The organism is Paenibacillus sp. PL91, assembly GCF_012935325.2.
Lineage (GTDB): Bacteria > Bacillota > Bacilli > Paenibacillales > Paenibacillaceae > Pristimantibacillus.
In genome coordinates this window covers 1-19669 of record NZ_JABBYG020000026.1, presented here as the reverse complement: position 1 = coordinate 19669, position 19669 = coordinate 1, and the positions used below count along the sequence as shown (strand labels likewise).

17 protein-coding genes are annotated in these 19669 nt (G+C 44.9%); 2 read left to right on the top strand and 15 right to left on the bottom strand.

What is annotated here, in order from left to right:
• Nucleotides 1–17: 17 nt before the first annotated feature.
• The 4 genes from HI950_RS31865 to HI950_RS31850 all read right to left on the bottom strand — a co-directional run bounded on the left by HI950_RS31865 (nucleotide 18) and on the right by HI950_RS31850 (nucleotide 4012).
• Nucleotides 18–1130 (bottom strand): ABC transporter substrate-binding protein, encoded by a 1113-nt coding sequence (locus HI950_RS31865; RefSeq protein ID WP_169090638.1) that lies wholly within the window; start codon nucleotides 1128–1130, stop codon nucleotides 18–20.
• 316 nt (nucleotides 1131–1446) lie between these two features.
• Nucleotides 1447–1863 carry an SRPBCC family protein gene (locus HI950_RS31860; protein ID WP_223285639.1) on the bottom strand — a complete coding sequence of 139 codons (417 nt, stop codon included), beginning with the start codon at nucleotides 1861–1863 and terminating at the stop codon, nucleotides 1447–1449.
• Nucleotides 1864–2108: 245 nt separating this feature from the next.
• Entirely contained in the window at nucleotides 2109–3323 is a 1215-nt protein-coding gene (locus HI950_RS31855; protein WP_223285638.1) for a family 43 glycosylhydrolase, read from the bottom strand.
• A 239-nt stretch (nucleotides 3324–3562) separates the two neighbouring features.
• Complete coding sequence (locus HI950_RS31850) at nucleotides 3563–4012, bottom strand: DUF2798 domain-containing protein (RefSeq protein ID WP_169090642.1); 450 nt, start codon at nucleotides 4010–4012, stop codon at nucleotides 3563–3565.
• A 365-nt stretch (nucleotides 4013–4377) separates the two neighbouring features.
• Here HI950_RS31850 and HI950_RS31845 point away from each other — a divergent pair, with 365 nt between their 5' ends.
• On the top strand, nucleotides 4378–4860 hold the full coding sequence (locus HI950_RS31845) for a CcdC family protein (RefSeq protein ID WP_169090644.1): 483 nt from the start codon (nucleotides 4378–4380) through the stop codon (nucleotides 4858–4860).
• Between the two features lie 406 nt (nucleotides 4861–5266).
• Here the strand turns inward: HI950_RS31845 and glgD are convergent, their stop codons facing one another.
• The 10 genes from glgD to HI950_RS31795 all read right to left on the bottom strand — a co-directional run bounded on the left by glgD (nucleotide 5267) and on the right by HI950_RS31795 (nucleotide 16445).
• Nucleotides 5267–6379: a glucose-1-phosphate adenylyltransferase subunit GlgD gene (glgD, locus tag HI950_RS31840; protein WP_169090646.1), complete on the bottom strand. Its 1113-nt coding sequence runs from the start codon at nucleotides 6377–6379 to the stop codon at nucleotides 5267–5269.
• Nucleotides 6380–6390: 11 nt separating this feature from the next.
• Nucleotides 6391–7539, bottom strand: a complete 1149-nt coding sequence (locus HI950_RS31835) for a glucose-1-phosphate adenylyltransferase (protein ID WP_169090648.1) — start codon at nucleotides 7537–7539, stop codon at nucleotides 6391–6393.
• Nucleotides 7540–7935: 396 nt separating this feature from the next.
• Nucleotides 7936–8802 (bottom strand): formylglycine-generating enzyme family protein, encoded by an 867-nt coding sequence (locus HI950_RS31830; protein ID WP_223285642.1) that lies wholly within the window; start codon nucleotides 8800–8802, stop codon nucleotides 7936–7938.
• A 142-nt stretch (nucleotides 8803–8944) separates the two neighbouring features.
• Nucleotides 8945–9484, bottom strand: a complete 540-nt coding sequence (locus HI950_RS31825; protein ID WP_169090653.1) for a chromate transporter — start codon at nucleotides 9482–9484, stop codon at nucleotides 8945–8947.
• A gap of 12 nt (nucleotides 9485–9496) precedes the next feature.
• Nucleotides 9497–10108 (bottom strand): chromate transporter, encoded by a 612-nt coding sequence (locus tag HI950_RS31820; protein WP_169090655.1) that lies wholly within the window; start codon nucleotides 10106–10108, stop codon nucleotides 9497–9499.
• A 14-nt stretch (nucleotides 10109–10122) separates the two neighbouring features.
• Nucleotides 10123–11586 (bottom strand): arylsulfatase, encoded by a 1464-nt coding sequence (locus HI950_RS31815; protein ID WP_169090657.1) that lies wholly within the window; start codon nucleotides 11584–11586, stop codon nucleotides 10123–10125.
• A gap of 29 nt (nucleotides 11587–11615) precedes the next feature.
• Nucleotides 11616–12896, bottom strand: a complete 1281-nt coding sequence (locus HI950_RS31810; protein ID WP_169090659.1) for a Gfo/Idh/MocA family protein — start codon at nucleotides 12894–12896, stop codon at nucleotides 11616–11618.
• 82 nt (nucleotides 12897–12978) lie between these two features.
• Nucleotides 12979–14502, bottom strand: a complete 1524-nt coding sequence (locus HI950_RS31805) for an extracellular solute-binding protein (protein WP_169090661.1) — start codon at nucleotides 14500–14502, stop codon at nucleotides 12979–12981.
• 35 nt (nucleotides 14503–14537) lie between these two features.
• Complete coding sequence (locus tag HI950_RS31800; RefSeq protein ID WP_141680397.1) at nucleotides 14538–15425, bottom strand: carbohydrate ABC transporter permease; 888 nt, start codon at nucleotides 15423–15425, stop codon at nucleotides 14538–14540.
• Between the two features lie 30 nt (nucleotides 15426–15455).
• On the bottom strand, nucleotides 15456–16445 hold the full coding sequence (locus HI950_RS31795) for an ABC transporter permease (protein ID WP_169090663.1): 990 nt from the start codon (nucleotides 16443–16445) through the stop codon (nucleotides 15456–15458).
• Nucleotides 16446–16801: 356 nt separating this feature from the next.
• Here HI950_RS31795 and HI950_RS31790 point away from each other — a divergent pair, with 356 nt between their 5' ends.
• Nucleotides 16802–19117 (top strand): AraC family transcriptional regulator, encoded by a 2316-nt coding sequence (locus HI950_RS31790; protein ID WP_169090665.1) that lies wholly within the window; start codon nucleotides 16802–16804, stop codon nucleotides 19115–19117.
• A gap of 167 nt (nucleotides 19118–19284) precedes the next feature.
• Here HI950_RS31790 and HI950_RS31785 read toward each other — a convergent pair whose 3' ends face one another.
• Complete coding sequence (locus tag HI950_RS31785; RefSeq protein WP_169090667.1) at nucleotides 19285–19533, bottom strand: hypothetical protein; 249 nt, start codon at nucleotides 19531–19533, stop codon at nucleotides 19285–19287.
• Nucleotides 19534–19669 lie beyond the last annotated feature (136 nt).

Genomic DNA, 19669 nt, shown 5'->3' with positions numbered 1-19669 from the left:
ATTCTAGCTTTCAGAAATTAGTTCATGTGTACAAGAACACGTTCCTGCCAAAGCTGCGGCAATTTCTTAGCCGTTTCTTCCCAAACCTTATAATCGCCAACTGGCTTAACATTGGCATACGCATCAGCAGGCAGCAGCTTTGCCGCTACGTCATCAGGCAGCTTTACGCTTTCGCGGATCGGTCTTGCATAACCTTTGGCCAAGTTGATTTGGCCTGCATCGCTCAAAATATACTCGCGAGCTAGCTTCGCCGCATTTGGATGCGGAGCATATTTGTTGATGATTGTGGCGTAACCACTCACAACGCTGCCTTCTTTAGGAATAGCTACATTGAATTGATCCTTGCCCAGCTGATCTCTATTGTTCAAGGCGTTAAAGTCCCATAGAAGCGTAACCTCAACTTCACCTTTTTCGATATTTGCCAAGCTTGCTTCCGCATTGGATAGGCGGCCCTTCTTCGCAAGATCCTCGAAATACGCAATTCCCGGCTCTATATTGGACTCGTCTCCTCCAAAAGCAATCGCTGCAGCCAATACAGCCATTTGAGCCTGCGCGGCTTTTGTTACGTCGCCAACAATGATTTTGTATGCGCCATTTTTAAGATCTTCCCAACTTTGGGGTGGCGTTTGGACAAGCTTCGTGTTCGTCAGGAACGAAATCGAGCCTTGGTATCCTACGATCCAATGACCATCTGTATCTTTAGCCCAATCGGGAACTTCATCCCAATAAGAAGTTTTGTAAGCTTGCGTTACGCCTTTATCTATCGCAACGGGTCCGAATGCGATACCTACATCGCCGATATCCGCAGTCGGCTTGTCTTTCTCAGCCTCAAACTTGGCGATTTCCTCCGCGCTCGACATATCTGTATCCGTGTGCGTTAGCGCGTACTTTGTTTGCAGATCCGCCCAAGTGTCCTTCCAGTTCGCCCAAGTATCCGGCATTCCGACGCTTACGACGGTGCCTTCTTCCTTCGCATTTTTCTCCAGATCAGCTAGTGAGATTTCTTCGACTTCAGCACTCTCATTAACTGCTGCTTCTTTGTTGTTATTACCCCCACATGCAGCAAGCATTAGAACGAAAACGGATAGAACAAGGCCAACAATTAACTCTTTTTTTAACCAAAGTCTCATAATCTCTCTTTCACTCCCATGTGGTATAATGTGGGTTGTTATGAATTCTTGTTGTTTTACCCTTTTAAAGTATAGATCGTCATTATTTTCTGTAGGTTATCTAAATTAAGCACATTTGTTAAAATCATGTATGAATGCGGTAAATTTATCGCGTTGTGATTCATAGGGGTAGCTTCATCTATTTGCTATTAGCAGGTCATCGTATAGGCAAAATAAAAAGAGCACCTGTCAGGGTGCTCTCTCAACGTTTCGTTCAATCTATGTACGATTCCATAAGCATTGCCGCAAGCCGTTCATTTGCTTCTTTTAAGAATGCTCACATGCCTGCGTTTATTTTTTCCAGGATTTTGGCTGCTGCTTCTTCCCAATACTGTTTCATAGTCTCTCTTTCAATGGCATCTTTTAGTTTCTCTTGATGGAAGCTAATGACGGTCTTGTCCGCGCTCGTTGGATTAGGAATAACACGGATTTGCACCGTTGACGAGTGTTCCCAATCCTTCCTTTGCCAAGTCATCCGAAGCTGATGGAGGGGTTTCACGACGCGCAATTCGCCATGATTGCCTTCCCCGGTTGTATATGGGTGCCCTGCCTCAAGCTTGAGTGCTGTCAACTCACCCAACCACATCCTTAGCCCTTCTGGAGAAACCAGCAATGCCCATGCTTGCTCCTGCGAGATCGGAAATGTCCTTCGGACGCCGATTTGGAACCCTGCCGAAGCCGTCTGTCCTTTCAAAAGAAACCGCCTCCTCAGTGATCGTTAGCTACAACGACCATTGTATTTATTCATAAGGCAATACTATCCACTCTCCTATTAATTGTCAATTCATATAACGATCAAAAAATGCAGCGAATTCCTGATAGGGTTATCACTTGCAATCGCTGAATTGTATTAATCTACGAATGGGCTGACGATTATGCTTTCAATACTGATTTCACCATATCCGCCTGTCAGTGTAATGCTATTGTTCTCGCCTGGGCTTAACGGGACGGTAATACTGGCGCAGCCGGTGAAGTCTGGCGAGCTTCCGGTTGGGCATTAAGCAATGAATAGTCGCTGTCATTGACCGTTAGATTTAGCTTGGCGAGACGCTCAGCCGTAGCATATCGAATATGAATCGCGGCTCTGCCGCCTTTTTCCCCATCGACATGATCAAACTGGCAGTAGGAGCCAGCGGCTTGCAGCTGGTTTACAACGCTGACGCCTTGCTCATTTCGTTCAACTTTGGCTCCTCCGCCCACGATGCTTTTCTCAGCCGAGTAAGTTTTCTCATTCGGGTGTGGTGCTGGTGCATCTCCTACCGATTGAACGCCTTCTTTGGTTTGGACGACAGTGCGGATCGTTCCGTCTTCATTAAAGTACAAATAGTCGATGCACATGCTCCTTAAATTGCCTTGACCCGAAATATCCTGGTTATGATAAAACAAATACCATTGTCCCTTAAACTCCGCAACGGAGCCATGGGTAGTGGAACAGCCGGTCGGCTCCAAAAAGATGCCCCGATATGTCCACGGACCAAGCGGATTTTCACTGGTTGCATATCTCATGCGGTTATTTCCATCCAGATTGTCCGCATAGGTCAAATAATAGAGGCCCTCTCTTTTAAACACCCAAGCCGCTTCGTGAAAATCCTCCAAACCTTCCATTTCCCGCATTTCACCCTTAATGGACATCATATCCTCGTTAAGCTCTCCGCCCTCGCATCTGCTGCCGCCGCCATAATACATATAAGCACGATCGTCCTCATCGACAAGCACGCATGGATCAATCAGGGCAAATCCGCCAAGACCCGGAATGTATCCTTGATCGGTAAAGCCGCTTGCAGGCTTTTGGCTGGTCGCCACTCCGATTTTCCACGTGTCATTCCAGTTTGATCCGCTTGGATGCGGGTAGTAGAAATAATAGGTTCCGTTTTTGTATGCTGCATCAGGCGCCCACATAAAGCCGCCTTCCGGTCTGCCCCAAGCCACATCGTCCGAGCGGAGTATCTCCCCCTCATCTACCCAGTTCACCATGTCCGCAGACGAATACACATGATATCTGTCCATTAGGTCGCAGCCCCTTGCCGGGTCCATATCATGGGAAGCATAAATATAAACCTTGCCGTCCCCCCATACATGAGCCGATGGATCTGCCGTAAAAATAGTCGTAACGATAGGATTTTTTGATGTCACTTTGATAGATTGCGCCGTCATTTTTTTAACCCTCCTGATCATAGTAATCGATATATCTTAATTCGTTCATTCGCTTACTTCAGCATAACCTGCATGCTTTGGCGTCAACAGGGGACGATATTAAACAATCTAGTCGAATCTAAACGGATTTTTATTAAAAATAAAAATCCACAACCTTTTGCGGTTGTGGATTAATTTGGTGGAGGGGAAGCTCACTGATAATCATGACATCACGAATCGAAAGAGAACATCCATATATTTTAGCTTAAAGCTTCTGCAATTGTTGTTTTATCTTTAACGAATTTAACAAATAAATACCGAACAAGCGGACCTACAATGATGAGCTGAAGAGGAAAAGCAAAAATAAAGTTTTTAAATACTAAAGTAAAGTAACTTTCAACCAATGATTCTCCAAGCAAGCTGTCGGAAAAGTAAACACTCCCCAATCCATAAAGAGACATACAGAGAACCATTCCACTCACCATAAAAAATGCGAGGGATAGAATGACAAATACCTTCTTAGATTTGTCATAGGGTAAGGAAAAAGCAATTTTTTGGGCCACTGGACCGACTACAAACAATTCCAATAAGGACGCAATAACAAAGACTACAATAAGTCGGGTAAGCAGTTCTTTCAAAGATATCGTGCCAATCAAGCCGTGTGCCTTTGTTATTATAGCGAGAATGGAAAGTTCCACATAAGTGAACATTGCGTGAACATTTCGAGGTTGAGTGGCTTGGGTTGAGAAGTCGAAATAAAAAAACTACCGGCGAAAACACGGTAGTTTTTCATTTATCCTTTTAAGGGTAACTAATCATTAAACCTTTGGCTTGATATCTGCATCATCAATACCATTATTACTGCTGTTTTTCTTGTTGTCGCTTTGATTTTTCGGTTGATTCTTTTGTTGATTGGATAATGAATAACATCATCTGTTTCCTACCGATTACTGCGGTGGCATCTTCCACACCTACAAATGACTCTCGTCATATCAATAAAATTACCTTTGTCACTAACTAAGTCCTGCCAAAGCAATTAAGATAAGAGTATCCAATTTAAGAGGTGGGCGAGAAAATGAACGGAAGCGCTTTTTATGTGATGATCGCTTTTATAGCAGTTTTGGTTTTGTGGAAAAGAACGAGAAGCATGTACCGGCCTATACGGGGTAACGGGATTCGACTACTGATTCCACTGTTATTCATGGTTCCTGGGCTGTCTCTCCTTATTAGCCCTAACGTAAATGAACCAGCTTGGGCTTTTGGGGCAGCCTTTGGAATTGGCATTTTATTTTCCATCCCATTGATTTGGACGACCAATTACGAGGTAAGAGAAGATAACTTGATTTATGCCAAGAAAAACTGGGGATTTTTCGCAGTTTTCATAGGTATTGTGATCATACGGTTTGCTCTTCGTCAAGAAATATCCGTCATGGATCCTCAAGGGAAAATGGCATTGTTCATCATCTTGGCTTTTGGATACATCATTCCATGGAGAGTTGTTTCGTTTATTAAATTTAGGCGTGTGTTCTACCAGTCGTATTCTGCCAGAATTAACTAAAATGCGATGTATGTTCTTGTCCTTTGACATTGTCGGAGGACAAGAACATACATCCATAAAATACACGAACTTATAACCGGCCCGGTTCGCGTCTGGAAACTTCAGAACCGGACCAGGCTTGAATCAACTCATATTTATTTCGATTTTTTCTGTGCTGCGGATCTTCCCTGTTTTTTCGGATCGCTTGATTTTGGTGCGACATGTTGGCTGTTAGGCTTGTTTTGATCGCTCATAATGGATTCTCCTTTGCATCAGATTCTAATTAGTTATGTGCTTATCTCATTGAAACTATAACAGCCAATTCCATTCCCTTATTGCATGAATAAAAGGCAATTTTTTTGAAAACACAAAGAAAGAGAACACCCTACAGAGCGCTCTCTTTTCCTTAAAAATCATCTATCCGTATTTAAATTCTGCTCTTCTTAGAAAACACCGTAGGCGACGTTTCCTCTCCCGATAGCTTATTTCCTCGTGTGACATATACCTCTTTGTCGAGGATAACGTGATCTAGGCATGAGTCCTCTTCAATAACGCATTTTTGCATCAGAATGCTATTTCTGACAACCGCCCCTTTACCGATTCGGACGCCCCGGAACAAAATGCTGTTTTCCACTGTCCCTTCAATAATGCAGCCGTTAGCTACCTGCGAATTCGTTACGACGGCGCTATTCGCATATCTGGCGGGCGGTTCATCCTTGATCTTCGTGTAAATCACCCCAGGCTTGTAGAAGAGGGATTTCCATACTTCAGGATTCAACAGCTCCTTGCTGTACTTGTAATAATTTTGAACGGAGTTGATGACGGCCAGATACCCCTTGTACTCATAGCCATATACCTTTAATTCATTCAGATTTCGAATAATGACATGCCGCACCAGATCATAGTAGTTTTGATTCACGCTTTTTTTGACCAAATCAATAAGCAGCTCTTTTTTAATAATGATCATGCGCATATAAGCTTTGTTGCTCTTTTTCGTCTGGCGGTTCTCCATCATGCGCACGACCCGTCCATCGCCCGCTAAATCAAGCGTGATGAGATTCGAGAAGTCCTCGCTGCCATCGTCCATTTCCTTGTAGATAACAGTAATATCCGCGTTTGTCCTTTGGTGGCTTTCCACCGCCTCGGTATAGTTGATATTACAAATCATATGACTGCTTGAAACGACAACAAATTCTTCCGTGCTGCGGTTAAAATATTCGAGGGAGCCGTAAAAGTTTTGCAGATCGCCGTTAAAGCCCGGGGCATTGGTATTGTTGGGAGGCAAAATGAACAATCCGCGGTATTTTCTATCCAAGTCCCATTCTTTCCCGGAGCCCAAATGGTCAATGATGGAACGGTAATTGTTATGGGCGAGTACAGCCACATTGTTAATCCCCGAATTCACCATGTTGGATAATACAAAGTCTATCAGTCGGTATCTGCCGCCGAAGGGTACCGTCGCAGTTGCCCGTGAGTACGTCAGTTCATGCAAGAGCGGCTGGTTGATGCTGAGATTGATGACACCTAACACATTATTCATCGCATTCACTCCTATATCAATTGAGAAGAGATGACCATATTTTCGCCAATTAAGGTGATTTCCGCCGAATCATCCGGGCTTCCGACGGATGCGCCGTCTTGGATAACGGTACCCGAGCCGATGATCGCCTTATGGATCGTGACGTTCTCCCCGATTTGGGCGTCTGGCATAATGACCGAATCCTTAATTAGGCTTCCTACACCGACATGAACACCATAAAAAAGCACAGAATGGTCAACCTCCCCAAATACCATACATCCTTCATTCACCAGAGAGCCCGTAACTTTGCCGGTAGATGCGATATGATGCGGGGGCTTGTTGGGATTTTTTGCGTAGATTCGCCACTTAGGGTCATGAAGCGTAAACGGAGGGTTTTCCTGGAGCAGGTCCATATGGGCTTCCCACAAGCTTTCGACCGTTCCAACATCCTTCCAGTACCCGTTAAAGCGGTAGACAAAAAGCGCATTGCCGCTATCGAGCATCGATGGAATAATGTCTTTGCCGAAATCATTGCTCGACGTCGGATCCTCGGCATCGGCAATTAATTTCTTCTTGAGCACATCCCAGGTAAAAATATAAACGCCCATGGAAGCGAGGTTGTTTTTCGGCAGCTTCGGCTTTTCCTCGAATTCAATAATCCGGTCTTCATTGTCCACATCCATAATGCCGAACCGACTGGCTTCTTGCAGCGGCACTTCAATAACCGCGATGGTGGCATCTGCTTTCGTGTCCTTGTGCTGTTGAAGCATGAGCGCGTAATTCATTTTGTACACATGATCACCGGAAATAACGAGCACATATTCGGGATCGTATTGCTCAAGATAATGGATGTTCTGGTATATAGCATGAGCCGTTCCTTTATACCAGCTGCCGCCTCTTTGTTCCATAAAAGGGGGAAGGACGGTGACTCCGCCGTTTTTCCGATCCAAATCCCATGAACTGCCTATACCTATGTAGGAATTGAGTACCATTGGTTGATACTGTGTCAGTACCCCAACGGTGTGAATACCTGAATTGCTGCAATTGCTTAATGGGAAATCAATGATCCGGTACTTACCGCCGAAGGGTACAGCAGGCTTCGCCAACTTTGATGTCAAATGGCTCAGTCTCTTACCTTCACCGCCTGCCAGCAGCATGGCTACACATTCTTTTTTCTGCATTCGGCTCACTCCCCACAGTTAAAAATTTCATCCTTGATTTTAATAAATAGAATTTTCTGATAATTTAACTCAAGCCTCTCCCTCCATAAATTAAACGTCCGCATATATGGGAATGTAAGCGTATACATTGTTGTAAAAATTATAATACTCCGTTGATTATGGGAAGTCAACAGCCTTTCTATAAGCACTATTTCGCAGAAAACAAGGGCTTTCAACACGCAAAAAATGCAGAACGCATCTTTATGTTGAACCCTATGTTTTAATGGCGATTTTACCGATTTTACAGAAGTAGAATTCGCTCGCAATAGCTCGTTTAGTAGCGAAACCGCATTTATTGCAGAATGCCCTATTTCAGGCCTCATAAGGTCAAGGAAGCGTTTTTTACAAGGTGGCTCCCTATTTTACTTCACCAATATCCGCTGCTACACGAAACCCGCAGTTTCCCGTTGAGCTGTCTGGTGTATTTGAGCTCCTAGCCGCTACCCGGTAACGGTTGCAATAGGAACGGTGGCATAAATAGGACCCGCCCCTCATGGAACGTTTACCGGATGGCTGCTCGCATTTCGGATCGCTCGCCGATGTAAGTCTATGGTAGCCGGGGCTGAACCAATCCGCGCACCATTCCCACACATTCCCCGACATATTATACAAACCGTAGCCATTAGCCTCGTAGGCGTGAACCGGCGCAGTTCCGATATAACCGTCACCAGCATTGTTTTTGACCGGAAATTTACCCTGCCAAATGTTGCACATATGCTTTCCATCTAGTTTAAGCAGATCTCCCCAAGGATACGTTTTTTGCGATAATCCTCCCCTCGCTGCAAATTCCCACTCTGCTTCTGTAGGCAGCCTCGTACCCGACCATTGACAGAAAGCCTCGGCATCCCGCCAGGAAACATGGACCACGGGGTGGTCCATTCTATCTTTTACGCTGGAATCCGGCCCTTCCGGCTTCGCCCAGTAAGCACCTTCCACTACTAGCCACCATGGAACCTGCTCCGGTACATCTCTAACACGCTCTTTGGTTGCATCGGATGCCAGCAAATGAAACACGTACGACCATCCGAAGCTTTCCGCTTCCGTCACATAGCCTGTTGCCTGAACAAATGCTAGAAACTCCTCATTCGTCACGGCATAAGGTGCAATTCGGAATGGAGAAACCGTAACCTTTCGAACGGGGCCCTCCCCATCAGCAGGAAAACCTTCCATTGAATTAGAACCCATAGCGAACTCGCCGCCGTCTAGCGTTATTAATGAATTCATCGTCTTCCTTTTAGGGATTAATGAAGAACTGAGCGGTTGTGAGCTTTGCCTTGTCGTATCCAGCAGCGCTTGTTCCCTTCCCGCTGTACAGCAGCATTGTTTTTGTTCCACTTTCCTATTCCTCCCGATACGATGACTTGCACTATCCATACAAAGCAATGCATACTAATCCTGATACAATAATAACGGAAACGGGATGCTTGCGAAAAAAAAGAAAAGCGGAGAGCGATCCCAAACAAATAACAATCTGGCTGAAGGTGAACCAGGATATGGAAGACAGCATCCCGTTATTAATTGCAAACATAATGGCAGTATATATGATCAGCCCGGTAATGGTCGACCGCAAGCCATAAAAGGATGCTTTCACCCTATCATTTTTATGAACTTTATAGAAGAGACTACCTACACCTATGATCATAATGATAGATGGCAGAACCGTCCCAAGCATAGCAATCAGGGCTCCAAGCAGGCCCTCCTCCTTAAAACCAATTAGAATAGCCATATTGGTGGCAATCGGTCCCGGCGACATGCCCGAAACAGCAATAACATCAATAAAATGCTGCTGCTCCATCCAGCCATGGCGATTTACGACCTGCTCCTGCAATAATGGAATCATCGCATACCCGCCCCCGAATGAAACCGATCCGATTAAGAAGAACGTCATAAACAATTCGATTAGCATGGCAGCCCCTAATTAAATCATATAGTCGTATACTTGTTCGTCTGTCTGAAACGTCGTTTTGCGTCCAAGCTTCTTTCGCATTCCTATAATGACAATGCCAGAAACAGCGCCTCCAAAAATCAATAGGACGGGATGAATATAACGATGAAAAAAACACATAACGGCGACTGTTCCAGCAATGAGCATAATAGAAATCTTATCTACGGCAGCGGTCTTGCCGGTTCTGTACGCAGCATAAAAAATCAAGGCGACAATGGTTGCCCGAATGGACAAAAATGCAGCCTCTACCTTGGGATTATCCTTCATTTCCATGAAAAGAATAGACAATACGATGACAATACAGAAGGTCGGAAGCAAAATGCCGAGTGTGGCGGCAATCGCACCCTTCACACCGGCAATTCGATAACCGATAAAAGTCGCGGAATTAACGGCAATTGCACCCGGTACAGACCCCGCAATAGCAAAAATATCCGAGATGTCCTGCGCTTGAAGCCATTTCCGCTTCTCCACGACTTCGCGTTCGATGATTGGAATCATCGCATACCCACCGCCGAAAGTGACCGGGCTAATCTTGAGAAACATGACGAACAGATGCCACAGTATCTTCCATTGCAAGGCGGTCATCCTATCACCCTCCCTCATCGATTGCTAAAGGTTAGCTGATTCAGAATCGGCTTGACCGGTCTGCCTGCAATGAGCCGGCCTTCCCCGATAAATCCCTCTTCACGGCCTTCCAGTTCACGTATGAGTGCTTCTCTCCAAGCCGCCGCTTCTGCTGCCCGCTCCGGCCGTTCCGCTTGATTGGTCAGCTCCTGCGGGTCCTTCAACAGATCAAAAAATTGCTCTTTGCCTGTCTGCGAATACCAAATATATTTGACCTTGCCGTCCGTTACGTATTGGTTGGACAGCTCACCCATCGCCATTTCCCCATGCACATACGATCTCCATTCCGTTCCTTCCCCTTTGCATAACGGCAGCAGGCTCTTGCCCTCCACCGTTTTCGGGATAGGCGCACCCGCCGCTTCTAGAAGCGTTGGCATAATATCCCTAAGCTCGATCGGCTCATCAACAAGGCTGCCCGCTCTTAAACCCAGCTTCCCGCCGGGGTCGCATATGATAAACGGTATTTTTGCACTCCCCTCGTACGGGAGCCCTTTGCGGAAGAAATGATGGTCACCCATCAGCTCGCCATGGTCGGAGGTGAACAAAATGAGCGTATTATCCAGCACATTGTATTCCTGCAAAGCGTTCAGCAGCCTCCCGATTTGATCGTCCAGATGGGTAATGAGCGCATAATAGCCGGCCTTCGCAAGGTTGAGGCGCCGTTTCGGAAGCTTGCCAACAACGGTAGTCGGATTAAACCTGCCCTTCTCCGCAGCGGCTTCGTCCACCCAGTCGCCTACGGGTGAGTCCGGCATTTCAATATTTTTATACAGATCGAAGTAAGCCGCAGGAGGATCAAGCGGCGAATGCGGCCTGACGAACGAAGTCCAGAGGAAAAACGGCTTCCCCGGATCTCTTCTCCGCAGAAAATCAATAGATTCCGATACCGTCCAGTTTGTGGGATGCAGCCCTTCATCCAGGTGCCAAGCTCTTGCCACCGTAGAAGCGTTGCAATCCAGCCCATGATCAGTCAGATCAGCATCCGATCCCGCCATCCGCCTTAGCCACTGCAAGTAATCGTCGCATTGATCAAAGTGCTCCCCATAAGCAGTAGCTGCTTTGCGATTATGGTGCAAGTAACCGTCATGCAATACGATATTGTGAAATCCGCATAGATTGCGGGTTGGATATACATGCATCTTCCCAACGCATTGCGTATGGTAATCTCCCTTTGCCAGCTCCCCCGCCAGCATATGCTCGTACGTCCATGGGATGCCGTCTGCATAGCCGACTCTCCCGTGGGAACGCTGTCCCATTCCCGTCATAATGGCAGCTCTTGCCGGAATGCATACCGGCGTAGCGGAATACGCGTTATTGAACAGGACGCCGCTATTTGCGAGCGCATCCAAGTTTGGCGTTTCCACAACCGGATGATCCTGAATGCTCAAGCAATCAAAGCGCATTTGGTCTACGGTAATTAGCAGCAGATTAGGTTTCACGGTTTACCCCCTCATGGTCTCACTTTCGCTCATTTGTTCAAGGCTGCTGGCATGATTTGATTCTTATATTGTGACAATTCGATTGACTTGCCTTTATGGAGCCTAGATTCTTCCGCGGCAAATGCCATCAAGTGGCTCCGAACAGATACCGTTGCTGAAGATAAGCTTTCCACATCACTCTGTCCATAATTTCGCACTTCATTTATAAAGGAACGGACAATTCCAGCATCTCCGCCTCCATGTCCCGATTCAGATGCTTCCAGCTTCACCACACGTTTTTCCTTCGTAACAAATTGATGAATGGTAATGGCATCATCCATCATATTGCCGCGAATATCGCCTTTTGTCCCCATAATTTGCACGATGCGAGTGTTGTCTTCCGTAAAACCGCACATACTAAACGTTGCTGTCGCTCCGCTGGCAAATTCCATATTGACCACCTGATGGTCGACCACATTGTTGTCTGTCTGGTACACGCATCGACCGTAAGGACCTGTACGCAGCGCTTCCATGATTTCCTCATCCGTATCGTTATTCGTAAATTTCCGCGCCCATCCTCGTCCTTCATTCAAATAGTAGTTTACCGCATGATACTGGCACTCTTTCTCTGCCGGGCAGCCTTCTGCACAAAAGGCAGGCGCTCCTTTCGGCTTATTTCCTTCATGAAAATGCATCAAGGACCCAAACGAGCTCACACGCTCGCAAGGCTCATCCATAATATAAGATAGAATATCCATATCATGACAAGATTTCTGAAGAATCATCGGGCTTGATTCGTCGCTATTGCGCCAGTTCCCCCGAACAAAGCTGTGCGCCATATGCATATTGCCCACATTCTCATTTAATTGGACAGAAACGATATCACCGATGGCTCCCTGTTCAATTTCATGCTTGATCGTCTGCCAAAAAGACGTATAACGCAGCACATGGCAGATCGTAAGCAAACGGCCTTGCTTAAGTGCCTCCTGTTCCATTTCCACGCACTCGCTAGGAATAGGTGACATCGGCTTTTCCAACAATACGTGATAACCAAGCTGCAGCGCTCTAAGCGTAGGCTCTAGATGCATATGATCCATTGTGCATATAATAGCCACATCAGCATCCTTCTTATCTGCCAAAATATGCTCCCAGGAATGATATTGCTGTTCATCTGTTAATTGATGCGCTTTTGCAATCATTTCCCGTCGCCCGCTATTCGGATCAGCTACCCCGACAATACAAAGATCCTCTTGATGGGCAAGCGCATAAGGAGCGTAAGCGCGCATTCCCCGGTCTCCCGCTCCAATCAGAATCGCTCTAATAGGACTCATGCGATCTCTCTCCTTTTTGGTTTATTGCAAAAAGAGGTGGCAGCAGCATTTTATTGCATAGCACCCCTTCTGCATTCTCGTATTAATGATTCAATTTCGCCTGATAAGCAGCCGTCATATCATCTGCAACTTGTTTCAAGGTTGGATCATTGCGCAGCTGGTCTATTAATTTATCATAGTTTTCAATCGTATCTTTTCCAATAATAACCTTTGTGCGCATATCGCTCACTTTTTTAGAGATTTCCGGATAGTATTTGTTGTAAACTTCAGAATACAATTCAATGCTAGGGTTTGGCGTCTTGATCTTTTTACGTTCATTGACAATTTCGACATTCCGATTGTAAATATCATCTGGCATACCAACAGCACCTATCGACATGTCATCACTGATGAGATGAATCAAATTGTTCATATTACCGTCGCCTACTTGATCGATAGCACTTTGCGGAGTAGCAATTTTGCGGCCGTTCTCTACCGTATAATGGACACCTTCAATACCATAGGTAGCAAGCTCATTGCCTTCCTTCCCATAAGCGTAATCGAAAAATTTCAGAATTTCTTTCAATTTATCTTCCGAAACCTTCTTCGGGATCAAATACACGCCATAATAAGAGGAACCCGATGGCGTATATTTCACTCCGTCTGCGTTCTCCAAATAAGTGAGTGGCATATAGTCGGCAGTCGGAACAACCTCACGTATAACGGAACCCGTAACCCAGGCATGGTTCATCGATTGAGAAGTGCCGCCCGACTTGCCTCCACGAATCACGTCTACCGTTTGCGAATATTTCATAATGGCAAAATCTTTTGGGAATAGCCCTGCCTCATACGCCCTTTTAATCCATAGCAGAGCATCACGCGACTCATCTTCTGTTATGGTAGGAACAAGCTTATCCTCTTTCAATTTCCATTGCCCTTGCGTACCGTTAAACACGCCGTATACAAAGCCTAATGTGTCGTAGTTAGCGGAATAAGGAATTTCATCCGCCTGGCCATTTCCATTCGGATCCTTTTCCTTAAATGCCTTCAGTACATCATAAAATTGATCCATCGTTGTAGGCGCTGCAAGTCCTAATTGATCCATCCAATCTTTACGCAGGATCGGAAAAGCCCCGCCTCCGTAACTAGGATAAAACCGAGGGATGGAATAATTTTTCCCTTTAATTTTTGAATCAGACCAAGCCAATTCTAGATTTGGGGCACTTAGGTTCGGATAATCCTTTATGTACGGCGTCAAGTCCCAGAAAACGCCCTGATCAACCATCTTCTGCAGCTGCGGATTCACTAACGATTCGACAAATGTAACCTCGGGCAAATCGCCGGATGCAAGCATGACATTAATCTTTTCCTCTGAGGTTGAAGGCGACAGCCATGTAATATCAAGCTTGGTATTGGTACGCTTCTCAAACTCTTTCCAGATCACGTTTGTGTTGTTAATAAATTCGGGTGCATAATTCAGCGTCTGGATTTGAATTTTCGTTGGAGCCGAAGAATCAGAAGACTCCTTTGAACCGCTGCATGCCGTTATGAGCATGCTTGATCCGAGAATTACAACGATGGATTTCGTTAACAGAGACTTCTTCAGCTGTGTACTTTGTCGATTCATGATCATACCTCCTCAGATTAGTAAAACCTATGTCATCATTCCTTTACAGAACCGACCATTGCGCCTTTCGCAAAATGCTTCTGCAAGAATGGGTACACCAGCATAATTGGAATCGTTGCGATCACGACTGCAGCCATTTTCAACGTTTCGGTTGGCATCTGTCTGTTCATCTGGCTTGCTACCTTTGCTTCTCCACCACCTCCCATCGTAGTAGGATCAACGAGCATATTTTGCAAAAGAACCTGCAGCGGCCACTTTGTTTGCTCGTTAATAAACATAATTCCGTTAAAATACGTATTCCAATAAGCTACGGCAAAAAACAACCCAAAAGCGACGAGCGCAGGCATAGACAGCGGAATAATAATTCGCCAGAATACGCCGATCTCGGTAGCCCCGTCGATGCGAGCTGCCTCTTCCAAACTATCAGGAATACTGTCGAAAAATCCTTTCATCAAGAGCACGTACCATCCGCTTGTCAAAGACGATAGAATAAGCGACCAAATACTATCGATAAGCCCGAGATTGCGTACGACCATATACAGCGGCACGAGACCCGGTGTGAATAAAAAGGTTAGCAGGATCATGAACATCATTGTTTTACGGAAACGAAGACGTCTGCATGATATGGCATATGCCAATCCTCCTGTAACCAGCAGGCTCAGCGCTGTGCCTACCGTTGCCAGAAAAACGCTGATCAATAACGAATTCATGAATAATCCGTTATCAAGCAAGTACTTATATGCATCGAGCGACCATTCTTTCGGCCATAATATCAAATCTCTCGTGTAATACTCCGTTGGAGCCGTGAATGAAAGTACGATTGTATAATAGATCGGGAAGATCATGGCTAAGCTAAATAGGATGAGAATACCGCCATTCGTAATCCCAAATATACGATCCTTCCAAATCATGTTCGTTTTCATAATCCGATGTCTCTCCCTTCGCAGCCCCAATTAGTATAAGCTTTCTTCGCCGAACCGTTTAGCAACCTTATTTGCCGCTACGACAAGGACCACACCAATAACCGATTTGAATAAACCGATCGCTGTACTATAGCTGAACTCTCCTTGCCGTATCCCCACGCGGTATACGTAGGTGTCGAACACTTCAGCAACCTCAGTTACAGCAGCGTTCATCATCAGGTACACTTGCTCAAAGCCCGTATCCATGATTGTCCCCAAACGCAGAATGAATAGAATGATAATGACGTTTCTCATTGCGGGTAAAGTAATATGCCACATCCTCCGGAATCGTCCTGCTCCGTCCATCACAGCCGCTTCATACTGCTGCGGATCAACACCCGCAATCGTTGCGAGGAATATAATCGTCCCCCACCCTACTTCCTTCCAAATCGATTGTGCCGTCAGCAGCCCCCAGAAATAATTCGGATTGGACAAAATATCAATGGTGTCCTTATCTAGTGCTGCGAGCAGCTTATTAAATAAGCCTTCTGATTGGGAAAACATTAAATAGGTAAGCCCATAGATCAAAACCCAAGATAAAAAGTGAGGAATATATATGAGTGATTGAACCATCCTCTTCATCACTTGATTCCTTACTTCATTCATCATAAGTGCCAATATAATCGGAGCCGGAAAGAAAAAAACAAGGTTCATGACACTTATGCCCAGTGTGTTCCGCATCAATATCCAAAAATCAGGATTGGAAAAAAATCGCGTGAAATGTTCAAACCCGACCCATTCACTTCCCCAAACCCCTAAGTAAGGCGAATAATCCTGAAAAGCAATAATTAAATTCGTAATCGGAATGTATTTGAAAATAATAAAAAATAAGATTCCCGGGAGAGCCAATAAATACAAATACCGATCTCGCTTTAAATCCGGCCATAGTGATCGATTTCTTTTTTTGATTATTTTGTTTTTCGATGGTCGAGACGATAAGCTTTTGCCCCGAAATGCTGCTTCCGTATTAGGTGTTCGCATCGGTCTACCTCGCTTTCTCCTATCAAAATTTTGTCCATTCCACTAACTTGGAACACCGTTGATCGATAAGATGAAAGTAACTGTTCCTAACATTTCATGCAATTCGACTTTTTTTCCGCTGCTAAAAAGATGGTCTTTTCTAGAAATGAGGACTTCTCACCCCTTATGGAATATGGGTTTGTCCTATTCATTTCCATAGATTGCACTATTTTTATAACGAGCTTCTAGGCTAACAAAGTTAATTTTTTGCAAATGTATTTCTTTTCATATGAACTCTATTTCGCTATGATGGATAACAACATCATTTCTTAACACCATGGATTATCTTTATGATATTCGGATCAGGAGTGAGGTAAATGAAAACACCATGGGCAAGAAAACTATCCTCAAAAGGAATCATGTATTGGAAACTTAGCGCTCTATCCATACTCCTCACCTGCCTTCCTATCACTATTGTCAGTGCCATCAACTGGAATGTCGGAAATCAGTACCTCATTAAGCAGTATCAGCATAATAACGAACAGCTGCTCCAAGACACTTCGAGGCAGATTGATGATCAAATTACTCAGCTTATCCAATACTCCCTGCATATGATTGCGAACCCTATATTCAAGTCCTCTATTGCCAACATGAATTTTGTTAATGAATTTGAAATGACGCTTGAATTAAGCGATACGCTGGATTTCATTGAAAATGGCTACCCGCTTATCGATCAAGCCTACTTATATATTGAAAACCAGAATAAGGTGATGCAATCAACACTTGGGTTACGGTCGCTTGACAGCCCTGCTGCTGCTTCATCTTGGAAAAGTTTAATGAACGAAGATAAAGGCATATTTTGGACAAACAAACTTATCAGACCCTTTAATAAAGACGACTCAAAAAACGCGATTGTGATGAAATTACCTTTCAATAGCCAAAAGCCATTCGGAGCCCTTGTTCTATATGTGAATCCTTCCAAATTCCATCTCAATTCGAATTCCGAACAAATTTCCTATGTCCTTGATGGGGAGGATACCCTGATCGGGCAATCCGATGCGAGCAAGGATTACCCAAATGCACTGCCTCGGATACAAGAGTTTTTAAGTGCAAACGGTCGATCGTATGATAGCGAGTTCCATTTTCAACTCCCTGTCGACAACGATGTCATGCTGATGAATACACTATCATTTTGGAAATTGGGCAGTATCTGGACGTACGTCTCTGGAACACCCGCATCAGCTATCACAGCACCTAATCAACCCTATAAGCAGGTTGTACTTATCTACTGGGCTATTTCACTGCTTATCGCACTGGGGGTAAGTTGGTTTGCCTCACATCGCATGTACAAGCCTATCCGCAAAATAGTGGATTTGTTCAAAGAAGAAAAAGCAAAAGACCCTTCCCAATACAATGAGATCGAATATATCGAAGAAAAATGGAAGCAGCACAGATTCGCTGCTGAATCTTTACAAAACCAATTGAATGTTTCCATCCCTAAAGTTAGAGAAGCGTTTATCAATCAATTTGTCTCGGGGCAAGCTACGCATTTGACCGAATCGGAAATAAAGGAAAAGCTGCTCGCCCTGCAGCTCGACATCACCGATCAACATTTTTCAGTCATCATATGCCGGCCTTATACGCTTAGCCGAGATAGCGGTCCACTTACAGCAAGGGATGATCAGCTGCTTACGTATGCTGCCATCAATGTTTTGCAACAACTCTCTGAGCCTGTGACCTCATATATGCACACGATTAATTTCATGGACAGCTCCTTCGCTATGATCTTGATCTTTCCGTCATCTTCGTCCTCTGACGAGCTGAAGAAACAGCTGCTGCAATTAAGCACAGACATGATTCATACTTTGCGTGATGTATTGAACATGAAGGCAACCATCATTATGAACGGCCCCACTCGCTCATGGTCTAACGTTCCTTTTTTACTAGAACAGGCAAAAAAAGCACTGAATTACCGCAGCTTTATATCTGACAGTCAGCTATTAGACGCTGAGCTCGTATTGGAGCAAGTGAATATGCAAAGCGATTTCCCTTTAGAGCTGGAGCAAGAATTTACCCATACACTCAACCTTGGACTCGAAGAAGAGTCTGTCGAGATCTTAACAAGGTTAGTTATGGCACTACAAAATGGCGGTGCTCCTGAATGGGTCGTTCATCAAGTGCTGATGCGTTTGAAAAATAACCTGTACCGTGCCATGCTTCAATCCGGCCATAATCCCTATGCACTGTACGACGGGGTCAAATTGCAAAAGGAATTGATGGAGCTTCATGATTCAAACGCTTGTATTCACTGGTTTCGTACGAATATTATTAGGCCCTATATCGAAATCTTGAACAAAAGCTATGAGCATTCCATCAAGCATGTCGTTGATCAAATCATTACGACCATTAATGAAAACTATATGTGTGATCTCTCACTCGAAACATTCGCTTCCGAGGCTAACGTGAGCATATCCCAGCTAAGCAAGGCATTCAGGCAGATGACCGGCACTAACTATATTGATTACTTAACCTCTATCAAAATAAATCACTGTAAACAGCTCCTCATCACTACCGATATGAAAATACATGAAATTGCGAAATCCGCAGGCTATCAGCCACCCTATTTCAACCGGATGTTCAAGCGGCTTGAAGACCTGACTCCGGGACAATATCGTGAACAGTTTAAAGTTTAAATCGTACCCCTTTAGGAAAAAAGATCGCATCCCCCCCTTGGCCAAGTTTGGTTAGGTGAATTGCGATCTTTTTCGTGTTCTGTACGGAGGCGGCCATCACTCGAGTAAGCCAAAGAAGCAGACCATTCGGATCAGATATCCCTCCGTGAATGATCTGCCCGCTTCATCTATTCAATACCTTCTTCTTTTGCCTTCGCGTTTACTTCCTCAATCATCTTGTCAAGGCCCTTGGCCTTGTAGCTATCCACAACCTTTTGCCATGACTGCTCCGCCGAATATTTCGACAGCATGATGTTCAGCAGATCATCGTGATCAAACACAGTAAACTTATCCTTGGCAGGCGTCGACATGTAAGTCAGACGGATATCATAGTCAGGAACTTTTGTATTATTCATGATCCAGTCGATATAATTCACTGCTTCCTGCCTAATTTCTTCATTTGAAATCGGCTAGGCCCCCTAATTCCGGAGTCTGAGCCCCCATAAATCAGGTTTTCATAGAATAGCTTGATTTTCCGTCTGATTACAACGCTCTATGGAAATCTGAACGGTC